General features: G+C 68.2%; 26 protein-coding genes and 1 pseudogene. 14 read left to right on the top strand and 13 right to left on the bottom strand.

Going from position 1 to position 26007, the window contains the following annotated elements:
- The first annotated feature begins 63 nt into the window (after nucleotides 1-63).
- The 4 genes from K3G64_RS06895 to K3G64_RS06880 all read left to right on the top strand — a co-directional run bounded on the left by K3G64_RS06895 (nucleotide 64) and on the right by K3G64_RS06880 (nucleotide 5342).
- Nucleotides 64-597 carry an Rv0340 family IniB-related protein gene (locus K3G64_RS06895; protein ID WP_238889923.1) on the top strand — a complete coding sequence of 178 codons (534 nt, stop codon included), beginning with the start codon at nucleotides 64-66 and terminating at the stop codon, nucleotides 595-597.
- 266 nt (nucleotides 598-863) lie between these two features.
- Complete coding sequence (locus tag K3G64_RS06890; protein ID WP_238889922.1) at nucleotides 864-1832, top strand: IniB N-terminal domain-containing protein; 969 nt, start codon at nucleotides 864-866, stop codon at nucleotides 1830-1832.
- A gap of 100 nt (nucleotides 1833-1932) precedes the next feature.
- Nucleotides 1933-3774, top strand: coding sequence for a dynamin-like GTPase family protein (locus tag K3G64_RS06885; protein WP_238889920.1), 1842 nt, complete (start codon nucleotides 1933-1935; stop codon nucleotides 3772-3774).
- Nucleotides 3775-3848: 74 nt separating this feature from the next.
- On the top strand, nucleotides 3849-5342 hold the full coding sequence (locus tag K3G64_RS06880; protein ID WP_238889918.1) for a dynamin-like GTPase family protein: 1494 nt from the start codon (nucleotides 3849-3851) through the stop codon (nucleotides 5340-5342).
- Nucleotides 5343-5382: 40 nt separating this feature from the next.
- Here the strand turns inward: K3G64_RS06880 and K3G64_RS06875 are convergent, their stop codons facing one another.
- From K3G64_RS06875 to K3G64_RS06850, 6 genes are all read right to left on the bottom strand, one after another.
- Entirely contained in the window at nucleotides 5383-5871 is a 489-nt protein-coding gene (locus K3G64_RS06875; RefSeq protein WP_238889916.1) for a hypothetical protein, read from the bottom strand.
- A gap of 17 nt (nucleotides 5872-5888) precedes the next feature.
- Complete coding sequence (locus K3G64_RS06870) at nucleotides 5889-6338, bottom strand: hypothetical protein (protein ID WP_238889914.1); 450 nt, start codon at nucleotides 6336-6338, stop codon at nucleotides 5889-5891.
- 40 nt (nucleotides 6339-6378) lie between these two features.
- On the bottom strand, nucleotides 6379-7311 hold the full coding sequence (locus K3G64_RS06865) for an LLM class F420-dependent oxidoreductase (protein ID WP_238889912.1): 933 nt from the start codon (nucleotides 7309-7311) through the stop codon (nucleotides 6379-6381).
- A 9-nt stretch (nucleotides 7312-7320) separates the two neighbouring features.
- Entirely contained in the window at nucleotides 7321-8607 is a 1287-nt protein-coding gene (locus K3G64_RS06860) for an HNH endonuclease (RefSeq protein ID WP_238889910.1), read from the bottom strand.
- Between the two features lie 36 nt (nucleotides 8608-8643).
- Nucleotides 8644-9267: a TIGR03085 family metal-binding protein gene (locus tag K3G64_RS06855; protein ID WP_238889908.1), complete on the bottom strand. Its 624-nt coding sequence runs from the start codon at nucleotides 9265-9267 to the stop codon at nucleotides 8644-8646.
- A 68-nt stretch (nucleotides 9268-9335) separates the two neighbouring features.
- The gene (locus tag K3G64_RS06850; protein ID WP_238889907.1) at nucleotides 9336-9806 is read right to left on the bottom strand and encodes a DUF5709 domain-containing protein; all 471 of its coding nucleotides are present in this window, start codon (nucleotides 9804-9806) and stop codon (nucleotides 9336-9338) included.
- Nucleotides 9807-10023: 217 nt separating this feature from the next.
- On the opposite strand from K3G64_RS06850, the gene dnaK reads away from it, so the two are divergent.
- The 4 genes from dnaK to K3G64_RS06830 all read left to right on the top strand — a co-directional run bounded on the left by dnaK (nucleotide 10024) and on the right by K3G64_RS06830 (nucleotide 14188).
- Entirely contained in the window at nucleotides 10024-11898 is a 1875-nt protein-coding gene (gene dnaK / locus K3G64_RS06845) for a molecular chaperone DnaK (protein WP_238889906.1), read from the top strand.
- Nucleotides 11895-12530 carry a nucleotide exchange factor GrpE gene (gene grpE / locus K3G64_RS06840; protein ID WP_238889904.1) on the top strand — a complete coding sequence of 212 codons (636 nt, stop codon included), beginning with the start codon at nucleotides 11895-11897 and terminating at the stop codon, nucleotides 12528-12530. Before dnaK ends, grpE begins: the two co-directional genes overlap by 4 nt.
- Before the next feature lie 24 nt (nucleotides 12531-12554).
- Complete coding sequence (dnaJ, locus tag K3G64_RS06835) at nucleotides 12555-13724, top strand: molecular chaperone DnaJ (protein ID WP_238889902.1); 1170 nt, start codon at nucleotides 12555-12557, stop codon at nucleotides 13722-13724.
- Nucleotides 13725-13819: 95 nt separating this feature from the next.
- Nucleotides 13820-14188: a heat shock protein transcriptional repressor HspR gene (locus tag K3G64_RS06830; RefSeq protein ID WP_238889900.1), complete on the top strand. Its 369-nt coding sequence runs from the start codon at nucleotides 13820-13822 to the stop codon at nucleotides 14186-14188.
- Here K3G64_RS06830 and K3G64_RS06825 read toward each other — a convergent pair.
- From K3G64_RS06825 to K3G64_RS06805, 5 genes and pseudogenes are all read right to left on the bottom strand, one after another.
- Nucleotides 14185-15081 (bottom strand): aldose 1-epimerase, encoded by an 897-nt coding sequence (locus tag K3G64_RS06825; RefSeq protein ID WP_238889898.1) that lies wholly within the window; start codon nucleotides 15079-15081, stop codon nucleotides 14185-14187. The genes K3G64_RS06830 and K3G64_RS06825 overlap by 4 nt on opposite strands.
- 92 nt (nucleotides 15082-15173) lie before the next feature.
- Entirely contained in the window at nucleotides 15174-15698 is a 525-nt protein-coding gene (locus K3G64_RS06820; protein ID WP_238889896.1) for a zinc-binding dehydrogenase, read from the bottom strand.
- A 58-nt stretch (nucleotides 15699-15756) separates the two neighbouring features.
- Nucleotides 15757-15807: pseudogene (locus tag K3G64_RS06815) on the bottom strand (hypothetical protein); the annotation flags it as partial.
- A 176-nt stretch (nucleotides 15808-15983) separates the two neighbouring features.
- Entirely contained in the window at nucleotides 15984-17150 is a 1167-nt protein-coding gene (locus K3G64_RS06810) for an FAD-binding oxidoreductase (RefSeq protein WP_238889894.1), read from the bottom strand.
- Between the two features lie 16 nt (nucleotides 17151-17166).
- Complete coding sequence (locus tag K3G64_RS06805) at nucleotides 17167-18177, bottom strand: ABC transporter permease (protein WP_238889892.1); 1011 nt, start codon at nucleotides 18175-18177, stop codon at nucleotides 17167-17169.
- 97 nt (nucleotides 18178-18274) lie between these two features.
- On the opposite strand from K3G64_RS06805, the gene K3G64_RS06800 reads away from it, so the two are divergent.
- Complete coding sequence (locus K3G64_RS06800) at nucleotides 18275-18916, top strand: TetR/AcrR family transcriptional regulator (RefSeq protein ID WP_238889890.1); 642 nt, start codon at nucleotides 18275-18277, stop codon at nucleotides 18914-18916.
- On the opposite strand, the gene K3G64_RS06795 is transcribed toward K3G64_RS06800, so the two are convergent.
- Together K3G64_RS06795 and K3G64_RS06790 are read right to left on the bottom strand one after the other, a co-directional pair.
- Nucleotides 18911-19561 carry a GAP family protein gene (locus tag K3G64_RS06795; RefSeq protein WP_238889889.1) on the bottom strand — a complete coding sequence of 217 codons (651 nt, stop codon included), beginning with the start codon at nucleotides 19559-19561 and terminating at the stop codon, nucleotides 18911-18913. The two genes, K3G64_RS06800 and K3G64_RS06795, sit on opposite strands and share 6 nt — an antisense overlap.
- Entirely contained in the window at nucleotides 19562-19960 is a 399-nt protein-coding gene (locus tag K3G64_RS06790) for an Rv0361 family membrane protein (RefSeq protein WP_238889887.1), read from the bottom strand.
- Nucleotides 19961-20163: 203 nt separating this feature from the next.
- On the opposite strand from K3G64_RS06790, the gene clpB reads away from it, so the two are divergent.
- The 5 genes from clpB to K3G64_RS06765 all read left to right on the top strand — a co-directional run bounded on the left by clpB (nucleotide 20164) and on the right by K3G64_RS06765 (nucleotide 25995).
- The gene (gene clpB, locus K3G64_RS06785; protein WP_238889885.1) at nucleotides 20164-22743 is read left to right on the top strand and encodes an ATP-dependent chaperone ClpB; all 2580 of its coding nucleotides are present in this window, start codon (nucleotides 20164-20166) and stop codon (nucleotides 22741-22743) included.
- Nucleotides 22744-22815: 72 nt separating this feature from the next.
- Nucleotides 22816-23661, top strand: a complete 846-nt coding sequence (gene ttfA / locus K3G64_RS06780; RefSeq protein WP_238889883.1) for a trehalose monomycolate transport factor TtfA — start codon at nucleotides 22816-22818, stop codon at nucleotides 23659-23661.
- A 14-nt stretch (nucleotides 23662-23675) separates the two neighbouring features.
- Nucleotides 23676-24464, top strand: a complete 789-nt coding sequence (locus tag K3G64_RS06775; RefSeq protein ID WP_238889881.1) for an SDR family NAD(P)-dependent oxidoreductase — start codon at nucleotides 23676-23678, stop codon at nucleotides 24462-24464.
- Complete coding sequence (locus K3G64_RS06770) at nucleotides 24465-25361, top strand: hypothetical protein (RefSeq protein ID WP_238889879.1); 897 nt, start codon at nucleotides 24465-24467, stop codon at nucleotides 25359-25361.
- On the top strand, nucleotides 25354-25995 hold the full coding sequence (locus K3G64_RS06765; protein WP_238889877.1) for a TrmH family RNA methyltransferase: 642 nt from the start codon (nucleotides 25354-25356) through the stop codon (nucleotides 25993-25995). Before K3G64_RS06770 ends, K3G64_RS06765 begins: the two co-directional genes overlap by 8 nt.
- Nucleotides 25996-26007 lie beyond the last annotated feature (12 nt).

Below are 26007 nucleotides of genomic sequence, written 5' to 3'. Positions count from 1 at the left end.
ATAGCATCGTGACAAGCCTTCGGGCCACCGAACCATATCGATCATCAGGGAAGGAGGGTGTGCATGGCGAACTCGCTATTGGACTTCGTGATGTCTGTGGTGCGTGATCCCGACGCCGCCGCACGCTTCGCCGCAGATCCCGACCAGGCCATCCTCGACGCCAACCTGACCGACGTGACCAGCGCTGACGTCAACGCGCTGATCCCGGTCGTGTCGGAGTCGATGACCTCGCTCGACGGGTTGCCTGTCGCCGGGCTCGACGGCGGCGTCGCGGAGACGGCAGGCAACGTCTGGACGAGCGGAGCGGCGACCGCGGCGTTCGACGCGTTCGGCGACCAGGTGCCTGCCGAGGCGCTCGACGACATCCACGGCGCCGCCACGGAGGTCATCAACGATCCGGGTGCCGGTCTCGATGCGTTGGCCGATCCGGGCGTTCCGGATGTCGCGACCGTCGACGACGCCTCGCTGCATCTCGACCAGCCGGTCATCGATGATGCGTCGGCTGACGAGCCCGGCCCCGTCGAGGACTGGAGTGATTCGCTGGTCGACATCCAGCAGCTCGACACCGACGCGGGCGGCTTCGACATCTTCGACTAGTCCACACCTGCAGCAGAAGTGCGCGGTTCCCCGGGGGACCGCGCACTTCTGCGTTGTGAGCTGCATCGAAGCACCTCTGAGCGCCATCCCCCAGGGGCAGTCCCTAATCCCCTAACGAAGCCCCCACCGCGATCCCGGGGGAGGATCTTGAAGTGAGGGGTTGCTACCCCGTTTCTGGGGCGTCCTCAGGCCCATAACGTGGTCATCAGTTCGCCGGACCGACCCGGCGGCAAGACCTCGAAAAGCACACTCGAAAGGACCCCGCAATGAACCTCATCGACTGGTTCTTGAACCTGTTCCGCGACCCCGTCTCCGCCGCTGCTTTCGTGGCCGACCCCGACCGCGAGCTGGTGCAGGCCGGCTTCGGCAACCTGTCGGCCGCTCAGGTGCAAGCCGTCGCAGCCACCGTGGCACCCGCTGCAGTCCTGCACGGCGGGGGCAACCCGGTCGTCGGCTTGCAGCAGGCGGTCGCCAACACCCACGGCATCGCCTTCGTGCCGCAGCGCCAGACCGATCTGCTGTCGGGCAACGAGACGCTGAGTCACAACGACACCCGGCTGCTCAGCCCGGAGACCAACAACGTCGTCGGCCACGACGGCCAGCAGGGTGTCGGCAACTTCGACCTGGAGTTCGGCGACATCACCCTCGGCGACAAGACCACGAACACCGCCACCGACGGCGGCGTGGTCAACACTGGCACCGCGGGCAACATCGACGCGACGAACGTCGAGGGTGACGGCAACGTGGTCGGCGACGACAACGAGAACGTCAACACCGGTGACATCAGGGACTCGAACGTCAACATCGGCGAGGACAACGAGATCGACGACAGCGGCGACCAGACCGCGGGCGGCGACATCATCTCCGACAATGACGGGCCGGTCATCAACGACGTCGACATGAGCGGCGGCAACGGTGGCGGCGCGGCAGGCGGTTCCGGTGGAGGCGGCCTGATCGGTGTCGGCAACGACGGTGGCAGCGCCGCCGGTGGCGCAGGTGGCTCCGGTGGCGGGATCGTCATCAACGACAACGACAGCCAGAGCACCAGCACCGGTGGCGGTGACATCACCACTGTCGACACCGGTGGCGGTGACCTCTCCGGAAGCGTCGACGCCAGCCACGACGACAACAGCGTCGACAACTCGGTCGACAACTCCGGGCAGGACAACTCGGTGGACAACTCGCAGACGGTCGACACGGACGTCAACGTCAGCAACGACGTCGGCATCTTCTGACCCACACCGCAGTAACGCAGCTGGCGGGGATCGAAACGCGATCCCCGCCAGTTCGCGCATCTACCGTTAGAAGCCACGGCGCTTTCACCACGAGGACTTCATGACGCAATCCAAGGACCCACGCCAAACCAAGGTCGTCGTCGAGCTGATCGACCACACCAGCAGGATCGCCGGCGCCAACGACCGCGGCGACCTGGTCGAGCGGCTGGCCCGCGCCAAGGTCCGCATCACCGACCCGCAGATCCGGGTGGTGGTCGCCGGGCAGCTCAAGCAGGGCAAGAGTCAGCTGCTCAACGCGCTGCTCAACGTTCCGGTGGCGCGGGTCGGCGACGACGAGAGCACCGTGCTGGCGACCGTGGTGTCCTACGGCGAGACCGCGGCGGCGAAGCTGATCGTGTCGCGTGGCGAGGGTGAGGAGCCCGAGGTCGTCGAGATCCCGATGGACGACATCAAGAACGACCTGCGACGGGCGCCGCAGGCCGGCGGACGCGAGGTGATCCGCGTCGAGGTGACCGCCGCCAGCCCGCTGCTGAAGAACGGCTTGGCGTTCGTCGACACCCCGGGCGTCGGCGGCCACGGCCAGCCCCACCTGTCGGCCACCTTGGGCCTGTTGCCCGACGCGGACGCGATACTGATGTGCAGCGACACCAGCCAGGAGTTCACCGAACCAGAGATGACGTTCATGCGGCAGGCCTTCGAAATCTGCCCGCTGGCAACGATCGTCGCGACCAAGATCGACCTCTATCCGCACTGGCGTCAGATCGTCGAGGCCAACAAGGAGCACCTGGCTCGCGCGGGCCTGTCCGTTCCGATGATTCCGTCGTCGTCGCTGTTGCGCAGCCACGCCATCGCGCTCAACGACAAGGAACTCAACGAGGAGTCGAACTTTCCCGCACTCGTGAAGTTCCTCAGCGAAGAGGTGCTGCTGCGGCAGAACGACCGAATCCGCGATCACGTCGTCAACGAAATCCACTCCGCAGCAGAGCATCTGACGCTCAAAGTGAGTGCGGAGCTGTCGGCGATCAACGATCCCGACACGCGCGACCGGCTCACGGAGGACCTCGAGCGGCGCAAGCAGGAGGCCGAGAACGCGCTGCAGCAGACGGCACTGTGGCAACAGGTGCTCAACGACGGCATCTCCGACCTGACCGCCGACGTCGACCACGACCTTCGCGGCCGCTTCCGGGTGATCACCCAGCACATCGAGAAGGTCATCGACACGTGCGACCCGACCCAACACTGGGCCGAGATCGGCGCGGAGCTCGAGAACGCGGTCGCCACCGCGGTGGGCGACAACTTCGTCTGGGCCTACCAGCGTGCGGAGGTGCTGGCCGCCGAGGTCGCCCGCACCTTCGTCGAGGCAGGCCTGGAAGCGGTCCAAATGCCGCAGATCGACCCGAACCGGATGGGAGCGAGCCTCGGTGAGCTCAAGTCGCTGGCGCGACTGGAGGCCAAGCCGGTCAAGGCGGGCCGCAAGCTCACGATGGGCATGCAGGGCTCCTACGGCGGGGTGCTGATGTTCGGGATGATGACGTCCTTCGCGGGCCTGGGCATGTTCAACCCGCTGTCCATCGGTGCCGGCCTGCTGATGGGGCGCACCGCCTACAAGGAGAACATGGAGAACCGCATGCTGCGGGTGCGCAACGAGGCCAAGACCAACACCCGCCGGTTCGTCGATGACACCCAGTTCCTCGTCGCCAAGGAGTCGCGTGACCGGCTCAAGGCCATCCAGCGGCAGTTGCGTGATCACTATCGGGGGATCGCCAACCAGACCACCCGATCGCTCAACGAGTCGCTGCAGGCGACGATCGCCGCGGCGCGTCTCGAGGAGTCCGAGCGCAATGAACGGATCCGGGAGCTCGAGCGTCAGCTCAACATTCTCAGGCAGGTCACCGACCACGCCGTCAAGCTGATGCCCGCCGTCCCGGAGCCGGTCGGCTAGCCCGGGTGCCTAAGCTGGATTCCCGGTCATCAGTGGGCGGGGAGTACAGCCAGGAGCATCGTGAGTAGCGCGAGATGAGCACGAGCGATCGAGTGCGCGCGATCCTGGGCGGAATCATCCAGGCGTATCGAGCCGACCCCGCCTACGGCCACCGGCCGGACGTGCACAACGAACTGGACCGCATCGGCCGGGCACTGAACCAGCCCATCCGCATCGCGCTGGCCGGGACGTTGAAGGCGGGAAAGTCCACGCTGGTGAACGCGCTCGTCGGTGAGGACATCGCGCCGACCGACGCCACCGAGGCCACCCGGATCGTGACGTGGTTCCGCCACGGTCCGACGCCCAAGGTGACCGCCAACCACCGCCGCGGCAGGCGGTCCAACGTGCCGATCGGCCGCGACCCCGTCGAGGGCGGGCTGACATTCGACTTCGCCAGCCTGGATCCGGAGGACATCGTCGACCTCGATGTCGAGTGGCCTGCTGCGGAGTTGATCGACACCACGATCATCGACACCCCGGGCACGTCGTCGTTGAACCGCGACGTCTCCGAGCGCACACTGCGCCTGCTGGTGCCCGACGACGGGGTGCCGCGGGTGGACGCGGTGGTGTTCCTGCTGCGCACGCTCAACGCCGCCGACATCGCGCTGCTCAAGCAGATCGGCGAGTTGGTCGGTGGCTCGGCCGGGGCGCTGGGGGTGATCGGCGTGGCGTCGCGTGCCGACGAGATCGGTGCGGGCCGGATCGACGCCATGCTGTCGGCCAAGGATGTGGCGAAGCGGTTCACCAGCGAGATGGACCGCACGGGCACCTGCCAGGCCGTGGTGCCGGTGTCGGGACTGCTGGCGTTGACGGCCCGCACGTTGCGGCAGAGCGAGTTCGTCGCGCTCGAGAAACTCGCGGGCGTCGACGCCGCGGAGTTGACCAAGGCGATGCTGTCGGTGGACCGCTTCGTGCGCGAAGACAGTTCCCTGCCAGTGGACGCGGCCACGCGGGCCGCGTTGCTGGACCGATTCGGAATGTTCGGCATCCGGATATCGATCGCGGTGCTGCGCGCGGGTGTCGGCGATTCGGTAGCGCTCGCCGACGAACTGCTGGAACGCAGTGGGCTGGTTGCGCTGCGCGAGGTGATCGATCAGCAGTTCGCGCAGCGGTCGGACCTGCTAAAGGCGCACACCGCACTGCTGTCGTTGCACCGTTTCGTGCAGAACAACCCGATCTACGCGACGCCGTACATCCTCGCGGACATCGATCCGTTGCTGGCCGACACGCACGCCTTCGAGGAGTTGCGTCTGCTGACTCAATTGCGCTCCCGGTCAACGACTTTGAACGCCGATGAGATGGCCTCGTTGCGCCGGATCATCGGTGGCGCGGGCACGGACGCGGCCAGCCGACTGGGCCTGCAACCCGACAATCCCTATGACGGCCCACGGGCGGCGTTCGCCGCCGCGCAGCGCTGGCGCCGGCGCGCCGAGCACCCGCTCAACGACCCGTTCACCACCCGCGCATGCCGGGCCGCGGTGCGCAGCGCCGAGGCACTGGTGGCGGAGTACGCCGCGCGCGGTCAGTAGTCGCTGCGCGCGGGCGGTAGTCGCTGCGCGCGGGCGGTGGTCAGGGCGTGGGCGGAGGCGAGGTGACAGTCTCCGTCACCGTGCTGGTCACGACGCTGGTCTCCGTGCTGACGCTGGTCGTGGTCTCGACCGTCGTGGTGGTCTCGGTGGTCGGCTCGACCGTCGTGGTGGCCGGCGGTGCAGTGGTGGTCGGCGTGACGGTTTCGGTCACAGTCTCGGGAGTCACCGCGGTGGTGGCCGTTGCCGCCTGCGACGTGGTGGTCAGCGGGGTCAGGGACGTGGTCTCCGTGGTGGTGTCATCACCGCTGATCAGGTTCGCCAGGCCCCAGACGATCAACGCGATGAGCAACGCCCCGAGCGCGCCGAACGCGACCAGCGCCGCCGGCTTGCGGTACCACGGCTCCTCGGGTGGAGGACCGCCGTAGCCCCCGTCGTCGTAGCCGCCCCCGTCGCCGTAGTTGGCGTTGGAGTAGCCCGACGGGTCGTTGTTCGGGTAGTTCGGATCGTCGTTGGGTCCGTATTGCGCCACGGGCCGATAGTAGGCGCTCAGGGCAGCGGCGCGAAGGTGCGTGTCACATTCGTGCGGGGGCCGCGGCGCCTGGTGCGGGTCGTGGACTCCTCCTCTTCCTCCGCTTCGTCCTCTTCGACCGTCGGCGATTCGCTGGTGGTCTCGCTGCTCGAGGTTGTGGGGGGCGGTGTCGTCGGCGGCGGATCGAGTGGTCCGCCGATCTCGGTGGTCTGCGGCGGGCTGGTGCTGGTGATGGTCTGGGTGGTGGTGGCGGTGGCCGACCGCGCTGTGGTCGCCGAGTACGTCGGCTCCACGTAGTTCAGCGGCGCCTGCTCCGGCTCGCCGAACTGGCGCGACATGAAGGTGATCGCGAGGACGAGGATGGCGATGACGGCCAGGGCGAGCATGCTGGCGCCCAGGACCGCGGGCGTGCGGTTGTACCAGGGCTGCGACGGCGCCTGCCCGTCGTCATGGTTGCCGCTGGTCACGGCCACCGATAGTAATCGCGGCCCGGCTGCGGTGGCTTGCTCAACCGAGCTGGGGAATCACCTCGTGGGCGAAGAATTCCAGATGCGCGAGATCGGACATGTCGAGAAGTTGCAGGTATACCCGCTGTACGCCGGCGTCGACCCAGGCACCCAGCTTGTCGGCGATCTCGCCGGGAGTGCCCACCATCGCCGAGTTGCTGCGAAGTTCGTCGACCTCGCGGCCGATCGCGGCGGCGCGCCTCGCGATCTCGGCGTCGTCGCGTCCGGCGCACACCACGAACGCCGCGGAGTAGGTCATCGAGTCCGCCGCCCTGCCGGCGTCGGCGACCGCCGCCGCGACCCGGCCGAATTGGGTTCTGGCCGTGTCCAACGGCACGAACGGAACGTTGAACTCGGCGGCGTACTTGGCGGCCAAGGCCGGAGTGCGCTTGGCGCCGCCGCCACCGACGACGATCGGCGGATGCGGTGATTGCAACGGCTTGGGCAGCGCCGGTGAGTCCACAACGGTGTAGTGGGCGCCCTCGTAGCCGAACTTCTCACCGCTGGGCGTCGTCCACAGACCGGTGATGATCTGCAGTTGCTCGGTAAGCCGGTCGAATCGCTCACCCAGCGCCGGGAACGGGATCGCATAGGCCTGGTGTTCGGCCTCGAACCACCCGGCGCCCAGGCCGAATTCGACTCTGCCGCCGCTCATCTCATCGACCTGCGCGACGGATATCGCCAACGGACCGGGATAGCGGAAGGTAGCCGACGTGACCAGTGTGCCGAGCCGGATGGATGACGTCTCGCGGGCGATGCCGGCGAGCGTGACCCAGGAATCGGTGGGACCGGGCAGTCCGCCACCACTCATCGCGAGGTAGTGGTCGGACCGGAAGAAGGCCGAGTAGCCGAGTTCCTCGGCGGTCCGCGCCACGGCGAGCTGGTCGGCATAGGACGCACCCTGTTGGGGTTCGACGAACACGCGGAAGTCCACGGGGCCAGCTTAGGCGGCGTGTAGGTCGGTGAGCGCGATCGCGATGCGGGCTTCGACTTCGCTGACGTCGATGGCCGGTGGGCCTGGTGGTTGGGGTGCCGCCGAGTGGTGGTGTGCGCCGGTGGGGGTGATGAACTCGGCGTGGTGCACGCCGTCGACTTCGCTGGTGTGGACCTGCCAGCCGGGTGCTTCTTTGGTGTAGTTGCACTGTTCGCAGGAACCGAGGCCGTTGAGGACGTGGGTGGGTCCGCGGCGGTGTCGCGGGACGGCGTGGTCGGTGTGGCGGATCGGGGCGTTGCAGTAGGGGGTGCGACATCGCTGATCGCGCAGGGCGATGAAGCGGGCCAACCCTTTCGGGAAGCGTCTGGCTCTGGATTCCATGGCTACCAGCGCCGCGCTGGCGGGGCGGCGGTAGAGCCGCCGCAGCGTGGCCTGCGAGCGCCGGTCCAGGCCCGCTGCGGTGATGAGTTGGCGGGCGATCTCGGCCGGGATGGGCCCGTAGCCGTCGAGGACCGCGGGGCTGTCGTCGCCGCCGAGCAGTGTCTGATCGGCCATGACCAGGTTCACCGCGACCGGTTCAGCGACCTCAGCGGGCCTGCCGGTGATCCGTTCGTAGAGCGTGTCGGCCATCACCTGCCCGCGGGTGCGCCCGTCGACGGTGGTGTCGGCGTGGCGTTTGAGCGCCGCGTACACCCCGACGCCCTGGGCGACCGGCAGCAGCACGGTCACGTTGGCCATGCAGTCGGGTGCGGGCCGGATCGTGACCGTGCGGTCGGCTGCAGCCTTGGCCGCGCGTTCGACCACCGCGTGCGGGTCCAGGCGGTAGGCGATCGTTTTGGCGTCGGCCTCGATGCGCTTGTCGCCTTTGCCCTCCAGCGCGGCGGCATCGGCGCACATCTCGGCGTCCAGGGCGCGGCGGTCCTCGACACTTAGACACGCCGATTCGCGCACGATCAGGGTGGCCCGCCATTCGGAGAGCGCCCCGGCTTCCAGGGCGGCCAGCGTGTGGGGCATCTCGTGGACCAGGGCTTTGGCCAGCCCGAGGTGGCGGCCCCCGCGCACCGGGGCCTCGCGGCGGGCCAGGGCGATCTCGCCGCCCAGCCCGCGCCCACGCCGGGCGGGCGGGATCCCGGCGGCGGCTTCGGCGGCGCGGCGCTGAGCATCCAACAACGCCGCCGCGCGGGCCTGACCGGCCGCAGCGGCCGACTTCACCCGCTCCAACCAGGCGATCCGCTCCACCAACGCCGCCTCATCAGCGGTCTGCTCGACCACCGCCAACCCCGCCGCATCGAACATATGTGCAGTGTGCCACCGGGCACCGACACGGGCGTGCTAGAGGCCTCGCCGGTTGGCGCGCACGGCCTCGACGGCGGCCGGGTCGCCCTCGAAGTCGAGGCGCACGGCGTCGCGCCCTGAGATGAACAGCAGCAGCTCCTGCAACTCGCCGGTGACCATCACTGGCTGTCCCTTCCCGACCGTGGCCACATCGCGGCCCTGCGGGTTCCGCAGGGTCACCCGTGCCGGCGCTTTCGCCATGGTCAGTCGCGCCATCAGCGGAAGCGAGCGGCCGAGGGCCTTGACCGTCGAGTCGTCGAGGGGCCGCGGCTCCCAATCTGGTTGCGCCCGGCGCACATCCTCGTGATGGATGTACATCTCGCCCATGTTGGCGACCGGGTCGAGCAGCTTGAACGGTGAGAACACCGGCGGCCCCGAGGCGATCTTGTCGAGCAGGTCGTCGTACTGCGAGGAGGCGGCCGTTTGGCGCTGAACCTTGTCGGTATAGCCGGCCAGCGCCGGGATCGCGATGCCCGGCGCCGCGTCGAGCCTGCGCTCGCGTACCACCAGATGGGCAGCGAGATCGCGGGTGGTCCAGTCCCCGCACAGCGTGGGGGCATGCGCACCGACCTCGCGCATGGTGGTCACCAGGGCGGCGCGTTCACGCTGAGCTGCACTCATTGCGGCGATTCTGCCATCGCGTGGCGGGGTTCGGTGTCAATCCTGCCCCGATTTCTGCACTCGGCGGATCAGTCCTCGAGTTCGTCCTCGTCGTCGTCTTCGATGATGTGCATTGCGGCTTCCTCTGCCGAGGCGGCGCCCCCGCTGATACCGACGTCACCGGCGACCAGCTCGTCTTCGTCGTCCTCGTCGAAGCCCATGTCGGGTGCGACCAGCCGGCCCGCGCGCCTCCGGCCTACCTCGTTGTGCTCGGGAAACTCGGCCTCCCGCTCGGCGTAGTCGGAGAGGTCCTGCTCGGCCTCGTCGAGAAGCATGTCGAGCCGGGCGGCCGGATCGGGCTCCTCCTCGGCGAGAATCTCGTCCATACCCTCTGACGACGTGAAAGCGCCTCGCGCCCAGAGCCGTTCGGGCGGCGAGAAGCCCTCGTCGAGGAGATCGTCGACGCCGCGGTCGATCAGGGTGTCCTCGGCCGAGAGCTGGTCGCTCTCGTCGCTGTCGTACTGCCCTGCCGCCGGGCCGATTCCGTATGAAGTCGTCATGACTCGAATTCTGGAACGCGGCTCCGTCGGGCCCGTAGGGCCGAAGGGCCTCGAAGTGGCGGGCCGCGCCTGGGAACAAATCGGGGGGAAGCGCCGTTAACCCTACGACACTTGAGTGCATCAGACTCAAGTCTGGGTTGACAGGTTAAGGTCTGACGGCGCAGTCTTGAGTGCGGTGCACTCAGACCCCTAGTAAGACTATCCAGGAGGAACCAACATGGCTCGTGCGGTCGGGATCGACCTCGGGACCACCAACTCCGTCGTCGCGGTACTGGAGGGTGGCGAACCCGTGGTCGTCGCCAACTCCGAGGGCTCCCGCACCACGCCGTCCGTCGTCGCGTTCGCGCGAAACGGGGAGGTGCTGGTCGGACAGCCCGCCAAGAACCAGGCGGTGACCAACGTCGACCGGACGATCCGTTCGGTCAAGCGCGAGATCGGCACCGATTGGTCGGTGGAGATCGACGGCAAGAAGTACACCGCGCCGGAGATCAGCGCGCGCGTGCTGATGAAGCTCAAGCGCGACGCGGAGGCCTACCTCGGTGAGGACATCACCGACGCCGTGATCACGGTGCCCGCGTACTTCAACGACGCTCAGCGCCAGGCCACCAAGGACGCCGGCCAGATCGCCGGCCTCAACGTGCTGCGCATCGTCAACGAACCGACCGCCGCAGCGCTGGCATACGGCCTCGACAAGGGCGAGAAGGAACAGACCATCCTGGTCTTCGACCTCGGCGGCGGCACCTTCGACGTCTCGCTGCTCGAGATCGGCGAGGGTGTGGTCGAGGTGCGCGCCACCTCCGGTGACAATCACCTTGGTGGTGACGACTGGGATCAGCGCATCGTGGACTGGCTCGTCGACAAGTTCAAGACCACGTCGGGTATCGACCTGACCAAGGACAAGATGGCGATGCAGCGGCTGCGTGAGGCGGCCGAGAAGGCGAAGATCGAACTGAGCTCGAGCCAGAGCACCTCGATCAACCTGCCCTACATCACCGTCGACGCGGACAAGAACCCGCTGTTCCTCGACGAGCAGCTGACGCGCGCCGAATTCCAGCGCATCACCCAGGATCTACTGGACCGCACCCGCAAGCCGTTCCAGTCGGTGATCGCCGATGCCGGTATCTCGGTGTCCGACATCGATCACGTCGTGCTGGTGGGCGGGTCGACCCGCATGCCGGCGGTCTCCGAGCTGGTCAAGGAGATGACCGGCGGCAAGGAGCCCAACAAGGGCGTCAACCCCGACGAGGTCGTCGCGGTCGGCGCGGCGCTGCAGGCCGGTGTGCTCAAGGGCGAGGTGAAAGACGTTCTGCTGCTTGATGTCACGCCGCTGTCGCTGGGTATCGAGACCAAGGGTGGCGTGATGACCAAGCTGATCGAACGCAACACCACGATCCCGACGAAGCGGTCGGAGACCTTCACGACTGCCGACGACAACCAGCCGTCCGTGCAGATTCAGGTCTATCAGGGTGAGCGCGAGATCGCTGCGCACAACAAGCTGCTCGGCAGCTTCGAGCTGACCGGTATCCCGCCTGCTCCGCGCGGTGTGCCCCAGATCGAGGTGACGTTCGACATCGACGCCAACGGCATCGTCCACGTCACCGCCAAGGACAAAGGCACCGGCAAGGAGAACACGATCCGCATCCAGGAGGGCTCCGGCATCTCCAAGGAGGAGATCGACCGGATGGTCAAGGACGCCGAGGCGCACGCCGAGGAGGACCGTCAGCGCCGTGAGGAGGCCGACGTCCGCAACCAGGCCGAGTCGCTGGTGTATCAGACCGAGAAGTTCGTCAAGGAACAGCGCGAGGCCGAAGGTGGATCGAAGGTCGCCGAGGACACCTTGTCCAAGGTGGACGCTGCAATCGCCGAGGCGAAGACGGCGCTGGAAGGCACCGACATCGCCGCGATCAAGTCCGCGATGGAGAAGCTGGGTGTCGAATCGCAGGCGCTCGGCCAGGCCATCTACGAGGCCACCCAGGCCGAGCAGGCCGCCGGCGGCGGCGCTGACGCCGGTGCGGCCGGCCCGTCGCCCGACGACGTGGTCGACGCCGAGGTGGTCGAGGACGACTCCGACAAGGGTCAGGAGAACAAGTGACGGGAAACGATCCGCACGAGCCGGTGACCGTCACCGACAAACGGCGCATCGATCCGGTCACCGGTGCAGTGAGAGAAGCAGGCTCCGGGCCGGCCCCCAGCGGGCCGGCGCCGGGGGAGTTCGTCGGGGAGAGCCCGGAGGAGTCCGACAAGGCCTCCGAACTGCTGGCCGATCTGCAGCGTGTGCAGGCCGACTTCACCAACTATCGAAAGCGCGCCCTGCGCGACCAGCAGATGGCGAGTGACCGGGCCAAGGCGTCGGTCATCACGGCGCTGCTGCCGGTGCTCGACGATCTCGACCGCGCCCGCAGCCACGGTGACCTGGAATCGGGGCCGCTCAAGGCCGTTGCCGACAAGCTCGTCAACGTGCTCGAGGGCCTCGGCCTTGTGCCGTTCGGTGACGAGGGTGACGACTTCGACCCGGCACTGCACGAGGCGGTGCAGCACGAGGGCGAGGGCACCCACCCGATCGTCGGCACCGTGATGCGACGGGGTTACAAGGTCGGTGAGCAGGTAGTGCGCCATGCCCTGGTGGGCGTCGTCGACACGGTGCCCGATGCCCCCGGTGAGCAGGACACGACCGATAACCAGGGCGAGTCGGCACCCGAGGCCGCAGAATCAGACAACGTCTAGTGGAAGGTGAGGAGGTGACGCGGCATGGCCCAGCGCGAATGGGTCGAGAAGGACTTCTACAAGGAGCTCGGCGTCTCCTCTGATGCCAGCGCCAAGGACATCAAGGCGGCGTACCGCAAGCTGGCCTCCGAGCTGCACCCGGACAAGAACCCTTCCGGAGCCGAGCGGTTCAAGGCCGTCTCCGAGGCGTACAGCGTGCTGTCCGACGAGGCCAAGCGCAAGGAGTACGACGAGACCAGGCGGCTGTTCGCCAACGGTGGTTTCGGCCGTGGCCGATTCAGCGGCGGCGGTGGCGGTTTCGGCGGATTCGGTGGGGACGGCGCCGAGTTCAACCTGAACGATCTGTTCGATGCCGCCGGGCAGACCGGCGGCGCCAACATCGGTGATCTGTTCGGCGGCCTCTTCGGCCGCGGTGCGCAACAGCCGCGGGCCAGCCGGCCCCGTCGCGGCAACGACCTCGAGACCGAGACCGAGTTGTCGTTCCTCGAGGCCACCAAGGGCGTGGCGATGCCGCTTCGGCTGACCAGCCCGGCACCGTGTACGAATTGCCATGGCAGCGGCGCCCGCCCGGGCACCAGCCCGAAGGTCTGCCCGAACTGCAACGGGTCCGGGGTGATCAATCGCAATCAGGGCGCTTTCGGGTTCTCTGAGCCGTGCACCGAATGCCGGGGCAGTGGATCGATCATCGAGCACCCGTGCCAGGAGTGCAAAGGCACCGGGGTGACCACCCGCACCCGCACCATCAACGTGCGGATCCCGCCGGGTGTCGAGGACGGTCAGCGCATCCGGTTGGCCGGTCAGGGCGAGGCGGGGTTGCGTGGCGCGCCGTCCGGTGACCTGTACGTCACCGTGCATGTACGCCCCGACAAGGTGTTCGGCCGGGATGGTGACGATCTCACCGTCACCGTTCCGGTCGCCTTCCACGAGTTGGCGCTCGGCACAACGCTTTCCGTGCCGACATTGGAGGGCAAGGTCGGCGTGCGGGTGCCCAAGGGCACCTCCGACGGCCGGATCCTGCGGGTGCGCGGACGAGGCGTCCCCAAGCGTTCGGGCGGCCACGGTGACTTGCTGGTGACGGTGAAGGTGGCGGTGCCGCCGAAGTTGGAGGGCGAGGCGGCCGAGGCGCTGGAGGCCTACGCGAAGGCGGAGCGGGCCAGTGGCTTCGACCCGCGGGCCGGCTGGGCGGGTGCCTGATGAGCGCTTGCGCGAAGAAGCGAGGACCCTGATGAGCGCTTGCGCGAAGAAGCGAGGACCCTGATGAGCGCTTGCGCGAAGAAGCGAGGGTCCTGATGGCTGCCAGACGGTCCGGTGACGATGCGCGCACCTTCCTGATCTCGGTGGCCGCCGAACTGGCCGGCATGCACGCTCAGACGCTGCGCACGTATGACCGGCTGGGACTGGTCCGCCCGCAACGCACCTCGGGTGGCGGTAGGCGCTATTCGCAGAAGGACGTCGACCTGCTGCGCGAGGTGCAGCGACTGTCCCAGGACGAGGGCGTCAACCTCGCCGGCATCAAGCGCATTATCGAGCTGACCAATCAGGTCGACGCGCTGCAGGCACGGGTTCGCGAATTGACCCAGGAGGTGGAGGCGTTGCGGTCGCAGCCTCGCGCCAAGAGCACCGCCCTGGTGGTGTGGCAGCCGCGCAACAAGCGTTAGCTCACCCGGATCGAGAAGCGCGCCGTCTCCGGCGTTCCGGGCATCGCATACCGAAATCCGCCCCGCCGCAGTGAATCCGTCGGCGCGGTCATCGGCTCGATGCCGATGACGGCGTCATTGGCCGGCGCGAACAGTTGCGCTGCCGGATAACCCTTCTCATAGGTCACATCGATGCGTCGGCCACCGCCGGCGAGGGTGAACACCGCTCCTTCGGGCACCCGGTCGAAGCCGTCGTCGTACACCGTCGAGCCGAGTTGATTCGTCGAAGCCTCCCATTGCGATTGCTCACCGGTCGGAATGCCGTTGTCGTCGACCGGCAGATGGCGCATCGCCGGCGTCGTCAGCACCCAGTCCTCACGCGGCACACCCGGCAACGTCAGGTACGGGTGGTAGCCGAAGCACATGGGCACCGGAGCCGACGTCGTGGGTCGCACCGTCGTCGCGATCGTCAGCGTGCGGTCGGCGAGTGTCGCCGACTGGATCAGCAGATGGGGAAAGGGGAACACCGCCAGCAGCTGTGGTGCACCCGAGAAGTCGAGGACCGCCGTCAGAGTGTTGTCGGAGCGCTCGGTCACCAGCCAACCGGAATAGGCCGCCAGCACGCCGTGCATCGGCGCCCCGTGCGGGTCGGTGCGCACGCCCCCGCGGCCGGGTGTCAGGGTCACGACGGCGCCGTCGACCTCATAGCCGTTGCCGCTCAGTCGGTTCGCCCACGGGTAGAGGATCGGGATGCCCATGGTCTTGCCGTCCGCGATGTAGGCGTCCAGTCCGCGCCGTTGGCCAAGTAGCTCGTCGCCGCCGTCCGACAGCGACGTGCCGATCATGCCTGCCGACGGCGCGAAGGTCGCCGTCACCGACGAGGATGGATCCTGCAGCACGACGCGGTCAACCATGGTTACCCAAGCTACCGCCGATGGCGCACACACGGTTGTGCTGAGCTGGAATTTACAGCCCTCATTGCACTCTCGGCGTCAAGTAATGAGCTCTAGTCGTAGACGATCACCGCGCGACCGATGAAGTCGCCGCGGCCGAGGGCCTCGATGTGGTCGTTGACCTCCTCGAATCGGACCGGGGTGACCGAGTCCTTGATCTTGCCGGCCCCGGCGAGTGCCACCACTTCGGTGAGGTCGTTGTAGTTGCCCCAGAACGATCCGAAGAGGGAGTACTCGCGGCTGACCAACGGAAACAGCGAGATGTCCACCCGGTTGCCGACGAGCCCCACCGACGCGACGGCGCCCTCGGTCGCCAGCAGGGAGAAGGCCAATCGCATGCTCTCCTCGGCACCGGCACACTCGATGACTGCGTCGAGTTCGCGGCTCTCGGTCGCCTGCTCGAGCTCGTCGCGGATCTGGTCGTCGGACTTGCCGCGAATGTTGATCGTGTGGTCGGCGCCGTTCTGCGTTGCCAACGCTAGTTTCTCGTCGTTGCGGCCGAACGCGACCACGGTCGCACCTCCGCCCAGGAGCTTGGCGTACTGGACCCCGTAGGCGCCCAGACCGCCGATGCCCATCACCGCCAACGTCGTCCCCGGCGCCCGCGATCTCGTGCCCGGGCGTTGCCGGCAACGGCATGTCGGTGCCGAAGTAGCCGTCGATGAGCTGAAAGTCGGTGCGGCACATGCCTGCCCCGCCAACCTTCACCAGGACCTGATTCGGCTCGATGTCGGGGATCGGAATCTCTTCGAGCCGCAGGGGTTGCTGGTAACCGTGCATGCGTGCGGCCCGCATCTTGGCCATGGCTCTCCTCGACGGCCGGTGATCTCGGTCGAAGTGTAAAGAAACCGCGGTGGCGGCGCTCAGCTTGCCAGCGGATCGTGCTGGATCCGCTCGGCCGGCGCGCCTTTGGCGATCAGCGCGTCCCTGGTGGCGGTCACCATGTCCGGACCACCGCACACCAGGATCTGGCGATCACCCCAGTTGCCGTAACGCGTCACCACTTCAGCGAGCGTTCCGGTCTGCCGCACGTGCAGGCCGCGCGGCGGTTGGACGTCGGGATAGTCGGCCGCCCACGGCGGGTCGATGTTGTACTCCGACACCGGGGTGACCGACAGCCACGGGTTCTGCGACGCGATCTGCCAGAGCGTGTGCAGATCGTAGAGCTCGCACGGGTAGCGGCCACCGAAGAACAGGTGCACCCGTGGGTTCACCGCGAACCGGGTGAGGTCCATGATCAACGTCCGCAACGGCGCCAGGCCGGTGCTTCCAGCGACCATCAGCACGTCACCGCCGTCGCGGTCGACGTGCAGACCGCCGTGCGGGTTCGACAGCCGCCACCGGTCGCCCGCCCTGGTCTCGCCGACGATCGCCGGGCTGACCATTCCGCCGGTTACCGAGCGGATGTGGAACTCCACCGCGCCCTGGTCGTCGGCCGGAATCGACGGGCTCAGATATCGCCAGCGGCGGGGCCACTGCGGCACCTGAACCGTGACGTACTGACCGGGGTGGTAGACCAGCGGGTGGTCCAACTGCAGGCGGACCACCGACACGTCGCGGGTGGCGCGGATGTGCTCGATCACAGTGCCGTCGCAGAACGGCGGGCCCTGCTCGGCCTCGGCGGCGCCCCGCATCACCCCGACCATCAGGGCGACGGCGTCGTTGGTGGCCTCGGCGAGCTTGTCGTCCCAGCTGTCGGCGAGTTCGATGCGCAGCGAGTGGTACAGCGCATCCTGCATGCTGTCGTAATGCCGCTCTGTCACACCGTATTTGCGGTGGTCGCGACCGAGCTGGGCGAGGAAGGACACCGGCTCCTGCGCCCGCTGGGCCACCAACTCGCCCAACACGTAGGTGAGGGCGTGGGCGAACGCGGTGCGCTGGGCGGCCATGTCGGGCGGAAAGAGGTCGCGCACCGACGTGTCGATGGCGAACCATCGTGTGTAGAAGCGACGGATCACCTCGTCGGAGCCGAGCGCGGGATCGACCGCGTCGCGCAGCATGCGCAGCGCGCCACGGTCGTCGAGTCCCACGCCGCCCGAGTGTAAGTCAGGCGCTGATAACCCTGCGCCTGCCGAGGGCGGCCAGCACGACCAGCGCCGTTCCCAGGAGTGCCCAACACGTCAGCACCACCACCGAAGCCGTCGCGCCCGCTCCGTCGAAGAATGCCGCGGACCGCAGCAGCGTCGCGCCCGCACCCTGCGGCAGCAACTGGCCGAACTCGCCCCAGCCACTCGGCAGCAGCTCCGGCGCACCGGTCAGACCCGACAGCGGGTTGCCGATCAGCAGAGCGGTGGCCGCTCCGAGCGCCAGGCCGACGCGGCCGAACAGCGAGCCGAGGCCCAGCAGCGTCACGCCGGTGGCCAGGATGCCGAGCGTCAGTGCGCCGCTGACTCCCCAGAAGTTGGCGTCGATGGAGCCGAGTACCCAGCGCAGCAGCGACGCAATGGTCAGACCCGCCACTCCCGAGAAGACCACGACAGCGGTCAGTCGGGTCCAGACCTCGTGCTTGAGCACGAACAGCAGCGCGATGACCGGAAGCAGGCCGGCCAGCGTGATCGGCAGTGCCGAGGCGGCCAACCCGGCGCCGCGGGGATCCTCCGCGGTGGGCGGAGCCAGGTCTGCGGTACGCACCTGTGTGCCGGTCTGCTGGGCGATGCCGTTGCCGATCTGGGTGAGGATCCCCGCGACCATCGGGCTACCGCCGGTCGCGATCAACAGGGTGCGTCCCTCGGGGCCGAACGCGATTCCGCCGTAGACGTCGCGGTTGCGGATCGCGTCGCGCAGCGCCCCCTCGCCGGGGTAGTAGGTGAGCTCGAACGCGTCAGGGGCCTGCTTGTCCAGGATGGCTTCGATCTGGCCGCCGGCCGCCTGTGGACCGGCGGCGCCGATCGGCACGTCGCGCGGGGCGGTGTTGGCCGCGGGCAGGGCGAAGGCGAGCGCGACGATCGCGATGGCGACGGTGAGCACGATGACGATGCCGGTCGCGCGGATCGATGCGGGCGGTTCGTGGCGCGGTGAGGCGTTCTGGGCGGGCCGCGAAGCCGTGTCTGTGGTCATGAGCCGAACCTTTTCATCAGTTGTTGAATTACTGTATCGGCAGCGTAACGCCGCATCGGCATAATTTCAACAGCTATTGAAATGCTACTGTCGAGACATGCCGCCACCAGCGCAGACAGCCAAGCGCCGCGGGCGACGCCAAGGGGAACCGGTGTCGCGCGACGCGGTACTGGCGGCGGCGAAGAAGCGGTTCGCCACGGAGGGCTACGAGAAGACGACGCTGCGGGCCATCGCGCGCGACGCTCACGTCGACCCGTCGATGGTGCTCTACCTCTTCGGGTCGAAGGAAGATCTGTTCCGCGAGTCCCTTCGGCTGATCTTCGACCCGCAGGTGCTGGCGTCGGCGATGACGGGTGGAGGACATGGCGACGACCCGGATATCGGCACCCGCATGGTGCGCACGTACATGTCGATCTGGGAGTCGCCCGACACCGGGCCGACGATGGTCGCGATGCTGCAGTCGGCCACGTCGAACTCAGACGCCCACGACGCGTTTCGCAGCTTCATGCAGACCTATGTGCTTACCGCGGTGTCGGGGGTGCTCGGTGGCGACGAACAGGCCCGGTTGCGAGCGCTGCTGGCCGCGAGCCAACTCGTCGGCACCGCCGTGTTGCGCTACGTCATGAAGATCCCGCCGCTGGCCACCGTGTCGGGCGACGAGCTGGTGCGGCTGATCGCGCCGACCGTCACCCGGTATCTCACCGCCGACGCCGACGAGCTTCGCCTACCCCCGTCATAAGCCGTGAATTCCCTTGTACAGCACCAAAAGTCCGATCACGACGAGGATCACCGCCACCAGCGTGGCGTGCTGACGCTCCATCCACCCCTTGAGGCGCGTCAGCGGCCCGTCGAGCCGACCGCCCGACGCCGCGTAGCCCAGAACGGGAAGAGCCACCGTCGACCCCGCCACCGCGACGAACCAGACGACGCCCAACCACTCCTGTGCCGAGTCGGCCCCGGCCGTGCCGATCGCCAGCCCCGCGGCCGCACAGATGAACAGGACCTTCGGGTTGACGACGGTCAGCGCGAGGCCTGCGACCCCCGCGCGCGCCGGGGTCAGCTTGCCGAGTCCCTGCATCCAGCGCGGCATGTGCGCGGATTTGTGGCGCATCAGCCACCGGTAGGCGCCGAACACGATGAGCGCGGCGCCGACGATGATGCGCAACCAGGACGCCCAGCCCGGCGGCTTCTCCTCGCGTCCGCCTGCCAGGCTGGAGACCTGCAGGAAGACGATCGTGAGCACCGTCAGTCCGACCAGCCAGCCGGTCATGAACGCCAGGCCGGTCGGGCGCGGCCGGGGTGTGTGCAGCACCAGGACGGCCGGGATGATCGACAGCGGCGACAGCGCGACCACCAGAGCGAGCGGGATGAGTTCGGTCAGCACCTAGACAGCCTGTCCCGTTTCGTACCGGCACGCCTTCCACTGCGAACCTTCGCGCAGGAATTCGATGTCGAGCGTCTTGTCGTGATCGGCCGCCACGAACCGCACGTTGGCCAGCGCGTGAGACGGGGGCTCGCCGCGCACGCTTACCGAGTTGACCGTGATGCGGGTGGGGCCGTCTGCCGACCTGCTCTGGTACCAACCGGCCACGAAGGCGGGAGAGGTCAGCATGTCGGCGCACAGGTGCGCGGCGAACCCGTCGAAGTCCGCGCGGTTGTAGGAGACGTTCATTCCCTCGAGCGCCGCTCGGACCGCCTCCTCCTCGCCGCCGGCATTCGCCGGAACGGCCGGTCCCAAGGTGAGTAGAGCGACAGCGCCGCCGACGCCGAGACATCTGCGCATGGCCTCAGCGTGGGGCACGAACTCGCGATCACCCTTCCGACGCGCCGACAAGGGACCTTCGGCCCTCCCGCGGGGCTGACCTGCCCTATGGCGCCGGGTGGAAAAAAAGTTAAACTTGAGCGGAACAGACTCAACATTGACGACGTTGAACAACCCGAGAAGCATTTTCCCGTAGCACACGGGCCCTAGGAAAGTGAGGTGTCGTGGACTCGTTCAATCCGACGACCAAGACCCAGGCGGCGCTGACCTCGGCGCTGCAGGCGGCCACGTCAGCAGGCAATCCGCAGATCACGCCCGCCCACCTGCTGATGGCACTGCTGACCCAGAACGATGGCATTGCAGCACCCCTGCTGGAGGCCGTCGGCGTCGAACCCGCGACCGTTCGCACCGAGACCCAGCGTCTCCTCGACCGGCTGCCCAGCGCCAGCGGCGCCAGCGCGCAGCCGCAGTTGTCGCGCGAATCGCTGGCCGCGATCACTGCTGCCCAGCACTTGGCCACCGAGATGGACGACGAGTACGTCTCGACCGAGCACCTGCTGGTCGGCCTCGCCGGAGGTATGGGTCGTTCCGCAAGCTCCACTCCCGCCGGTGACACCGACGTCGCCAAATTGCTGACCGGTCACGGCGCGTCTCCGCAGGCGTTGCGCGAGGCGTTCGCCAATGTGCGCGGCAGTGCCAGGGTGACCAGCCCCGACCCCGAGGGGAGCTATCAGGCTCTGGAGAAGTATTCCACCGACCTGACCGCCCGCGCGAAGGAGGGCAAGCTCGACCCGGTCATCGGCCGCGACAACGAGATCCGCCGCGTCGTGCAGGTGCTGAGCCGTCGCACCAAGAACAACCCGGTGCTGATCGGCGAGCCCGGTGTCGGCAAGACCGCGATCGTCGAGGGTCTGGCCCAGCGCATCATCGCAGGCGACGTGCCGGAGAGCCTGCGCGACAAGACCGTCATCTCGCTGGACCTCGGTTCGATGGTCGCGGGCAGCAAGTACCGCGGCGAGTTCGAGGAACGCCTAAAGGCCGTCCTCGACGACATCAAGAACTCCGCGGGCCAGATCATCACGTTCATCGACGAGCTGCACACCATCGTCGGCGCCGGCGCGACGGGCGAGTCGTCGATGGACGCGGGCAACATGATCAAGCCGATGCTGGCGCGCGGCGAGCTGCGGTTGGTCGGCGCCACGACGCTCGACGAGTACCGCAAGTACATCGAGAAGGACGCCGCGCTGGAGCGCCGCTTCCAGCAGGTGTTCGTCGGGGAGCCTTCGGTCGAGGACACCGTCGGCATCCTGCGCGGCCTCAAGGACCGTTACGAGGTCCACCACGGCGTGCGCATCACCGACTCCGCGCTTGTCGCCGCGGCCACGCTGTCGGACCGCTACATCACGTCGCGCTTCCTGCCCGACAAGGCCATCGACCTGGTCGACGAGGCCGCCTCGCGCCTGCGCATGGAGATCGACTCGCGGCCCGTCGAGATCGACGAGGTCGAGCGTGTCGTGCGGCGCCTCGAGATCGAGGAGATGGCGCTGACCAAAGAAGAGGACGAGGCGTCGAAGGAGCGGCTGGAGAAGCTGCGCGCCGAGTTGGCCGACAAGAAGGAACAGCTGGCCGAGCTGACCACCCGCTGGCAGAACGAGAAGAGCGCGATCGACGTGGTCCGCGAGCTCAAGGAGCAGCTCGACACCTTGCGCGGCGAGGCCGACCGGGCCGAACGCGACGGTGACCTGGGCAAGGCCGCCGAACTGCGCTACGGCCGCATCCCCGAACTCGAGAAGAAGCTCGACGCCGCGGTGCCGCAGGCTGAAGCCCGCGACGACGTGATGCTCAAGGAGGAGGTCGGGCCCGACGACATCGCCGACGTGGTGTCGGCGTGGACCGGGATCCCGGCGGGCCGGATGCTCGAAGGCGAGACCGCCAAGCTGCTGCGCATGGAAGACGAGCTGGGCAAGCGCGTCGTCGGGCAACGCAAGGCCGTCGTCGCCGTCTCGGATGCCGTGCGCCGCAGCCGTGCCGGCGTCGCCGACCCGAACCGGCCGACGGGGTCGTTCATGTTCCTCGGCCCGACCGGCGTCGGCAAGACCGAGCTGGCGAAGGCGTTGGCGGAGTTTCTCTTCGACGACGAGCGCGCCATGGTCCGCATCGACATGAGCGAGTACGGCGAGAAGCACTCGGTGGCCCGCCTGGTCGGCGCGCCTCCCGGCTATGTCGGTTACGACCAGGGCGGCCAGCTGACCGAGGCGGTGCGTCGGCGGCCCTACACGGTGATCCTGTTCGACGAGATCGAGAAGGCCCACCCGGACGTGTTCGACGTGCTGCTGCAGGTGCTCGACGAGGGCCGGCTGACCGACGGCCAGGGCCGCACCGTCGACTTCCGCAACACCATCCTGGTGCTGACGTCCAACCTGGGTTCGGGCGGCACCGAGGAGCAGGTGATGGCCGCGGTGCGCTCGGCGTTCAAGCCGGAGTTCATCAACCGGCTCGACGACGTGATCATCTTCCACGGGCTCGAGCCCGGGGAGCTGGTGTCGATCGTCGACATCCAGCTGCAGCAGCTGGCCAAGCGGCTCGAGCAGCGCAGGCTCACCCTGGAGGTGTCGCTGCCCGCCAAGCAGTGGCTGGCCCAGCGCGGTTTCGACCCGATGTACGGCGCCCGCCCGCTGCGCCGGCTCATCCAGCAGGCCATCGGCGACCAGCTCGCCAAGATGCTGCTGGCCGGCGAGGTGCACGACGGCGACGTCGTGCCGGTCAACGTCAGCCCCGACGGCGAGTCGCTGGTCCTGGGCTGATTCGCCCGGGAGACGGGGTTGTGACCAACTTGAGTTCGGGATAACGAGGCCCGGGCACGTAAGCTAGGCGCAATGGTTCCGCTTTGGTTCACGCTGTCCGCGCTCTGTTTCGTGGGTGCGGCCGTGCTGCTGTACGTCGACATCGACCGTCGGCGTGGGCTGGGCAGGCGGCGGAAGTCCTGGGCGAAGTCGCACGGCTTCGACTACGAGAACGAGTCGCACGACATCCTCAAGCGCTGGAAGCGCGGCGTGATGTCGACCGTCGGTGACGTGACGGCCCGCAACGTCGTGCTCGGCCAGATCCGCGGCGAGGCGGTGTTCATCTTCGACCTCGATGACGTCGCGACGGTCATCGCGCTGCACCGCAAGGTCGGCACCAACGTCGTCGTGGACCTGCGGCTCAAGGGCATCAAAGAGCCGCGGGAAAGCGACATCTGGCTGCTCGGCGCGATCGGTCCGCGCATGGTCTACTCCACCAACCTCGACGCCGCCCGCCGCGCCTGCGACCGGCGCATGGTGACGTTCGCGCACACCGCGCCGGACTGCGCCGAGATCATGTGGAACGAGGAGCACTGGACGCTGGTCTCCATGCCCGTCACCAGCACCAGGGCGCAGTGGGACGAGGGCCTGCGCACCGTACGCCAGTTCAACGACCTGCTGCGGGTGCTGCCGCCGACACCGCAGGCGATGGCCGGCCAGAGCGGTCAGTCGGCGTTGTCGCGGCGCAGCGGTTCGCCGAGTCGGCCGCTGACCCCCGGTCCCGGTCGTTCCGAGCAGCCGTCCGGCCGCGCCGATGCGCCGCCGCGCCCCGAGGCCGGTCGCTTCGGCCAGCAGCCACCCGCTCGTTCCGAGGGTGTCCGGCGAGCCCCGCCCCCGCCTGCCCGAAACGGGAGACAGTCGCCGCACTATCAGCGGTAAGTACGCTCGTACGCATGTCTCGCCCTGTCGCACTGATCACTGGTCCGACCTCCGGCATCGGCGCGGGCTTCGCCCGCAGGTTCGCGATCGACGGCTACGACCTGGTGCTCGTCGCCCGTGACGTGGGCAGGCTGGAGCGCCTGGCCGCCGAGCTGCACGACGAGGCGGGTGCGAAGGTCGAGGTGCTGACAGCGGATCTGGCGCAGGCCGACGACCGCGCGAAGGTGGCCGACCGGCTCGCCCAGGGCGTGCGGGTGCTGGTCAACAACGCCGGGTTCGGCACGTCGGGTGAATTCTGGACGGCCGACTACTCGCTGCTGCAGTCCCAGCTGGATGTCAACGTCACCGCGGTCATGCAGCTGACGCACGCCGCGCTGCCCGCGATGCTGGCTGCCGCAGAGGGCACGGTGATCAACGTGGCCAGTGTCGCGGGGCTGCTGCCGGGACGTGGGTCGACATACTCGGCCTCCAAGGCGTGGGTGATCGCCTTCTCCGAGGGACTGGCAAACGGGCTCGGCGGCACCGGTGTCGGCGTGTACGCAGTGTGCCCGGGGTTCGTGCGCACCGAGTTCCACGAACGCGCAGGCATCGACATGTCGGGCACACCGTCGTGGCTCTACCTCGAGGTCGACGACGTGGTGCGCGACACCATGGCGCACGTCGGGAACGGCCGCAGAAAAGGCGGAGTGGTGATCGTGCCGGGCCTGCAGTACAAGGCGCTGACCACGGGCGGTCGCGTGGTGCCGCGGGGCCTGGTGCGCGCCGTGACGAAAGTGGTCGGCAAGGGTCGGGGCAGAACCTAGGTGCGTGCACTGGCCTCGGCGCTCGCGGCGGCGCTCCTCGTCGCGGCTTCGGGCTGCAGCGGTGACGACGGTTCGGCGTCGCACTACGGGGCGCAGACGGCGACGATCGGTGAGTCGCTGGCCGTGCTCGGCTGGAACATGTCGGTGACCGACATGCGATTCGACGGCGAGTACGTCCTGTTCGACGTCGACGCCTCCCCCTCCGATCCCGACGCGCCCCGCGTCGACCCGAACGACATCCGCTTCGGTCTCTACGGCACCCTGTCGCACCCGATCGAGGCCAAGGCGATCGGCAGCTGCGGCGACCTGACCGACCTCGAGCTGCAACCCTTGTCGGTGCAGGGGGAACGGCTCGCCGGAACCGTGTGCATCGGCCCGCAACGGGACCAGGCGCCGGTGCGGGGGGTGTACGTGTACTCCCCGAAGGACCGGATCCCGGCCACCACGACGGCGTACCCCGCGGCGTTCCCGGTCGGGCTGCCGCAGACCAAGGACAACGACACCGGGCTGACGTTGCAGACGACCAGTGTCGACGCGTTCCGCGGGAACGGCGCCATGCTCGACCCGGCCGCGCTCGGCGATCCCGGCGCGTTCACCGGCCAGGGCTACATGCTGCTGGGTCTGCAGATCGACGGCCTGGCAACGCAATACCGCGATGTCGCGGAGCAGCGCGGCGGCCCGGCCATGGTGATCGTGACGCCGACGTTGCCTGCGCCGGGACTCAGCCACGCCTGCGATGTCTACGGCTCGTCGGTGCTGGTGCTGCCCGACAGCTCCCGCGACTCCGTGCAGCTTCGTGTTTCGCTGTGCACCCAGGGTGAGATCAACGCTGCGCTGCTGTACCCCACCGTCACGGTGGCAGGCACGCATGCCGGCCTGTGGACGCAGGATGAGTGATGCGGGACCGACCGAATGGGGCGAGAGCCCCGGGGTCGGACCATGGGCCGGCCCGCCGCCCGACGACCCCCGCTACGACCCCGAGCTGCTGCGGACCGGTGATACCCGCAATGTCGTTGACCCGTACCGCTATTGGACCCGAGAGGCGATCGTCGCCGACATCGACCGGCGCAGACACCCGCTGCACGTCGCGATCGAGAACTTCGGCAACGACGCCAACATCGGCGCAGTGGTGCGCACGGCCAACGCGTTCGCCGTCGACACCGTGCACATTGTGGGCAGGCGGCGCTGGAACCGTCGCGGCGCCATGGTCACCGACCGCTATCAGCGGCTGCGCCACCACGACAACACCGAAGACCTGCTCGGCTTCGCGGTCGCAGCAGGGTTGACCGTCGTGGCCGTCGACAACCTGCCCGGTGCGGCACGCCTCGAACACGCCGAGCTGCCCGAGCGCTGCCTGATGGTCTTCGGACAGGAGGGTCCGGGCATCACCGAGGCCGCCAGGACCGGTGCGGCACTGACCGTGTCGATCGCGCAATTCGGCTCCACCCGCAGCATCAATGCCGGCGTCGCAGCGGGCATCGCGATGCACGTGTGGATCACCCAACACGCCGACCTCGACCTCGCCTGGTAGGGCAGGATCGAC

The sequence above is a fragment of the Mycobacterium sp. IDR2000157661 genome, assembly GCF_022317005.1.
Lineage (GTDB): Bacteria > Actinomycetota > Actinomycetes > Mycobacteriales > Mycobacteriaceae > Mycobacterium.
This window is presented reverse-complemented; position numbering and strand designations above follow the sequence as displayed.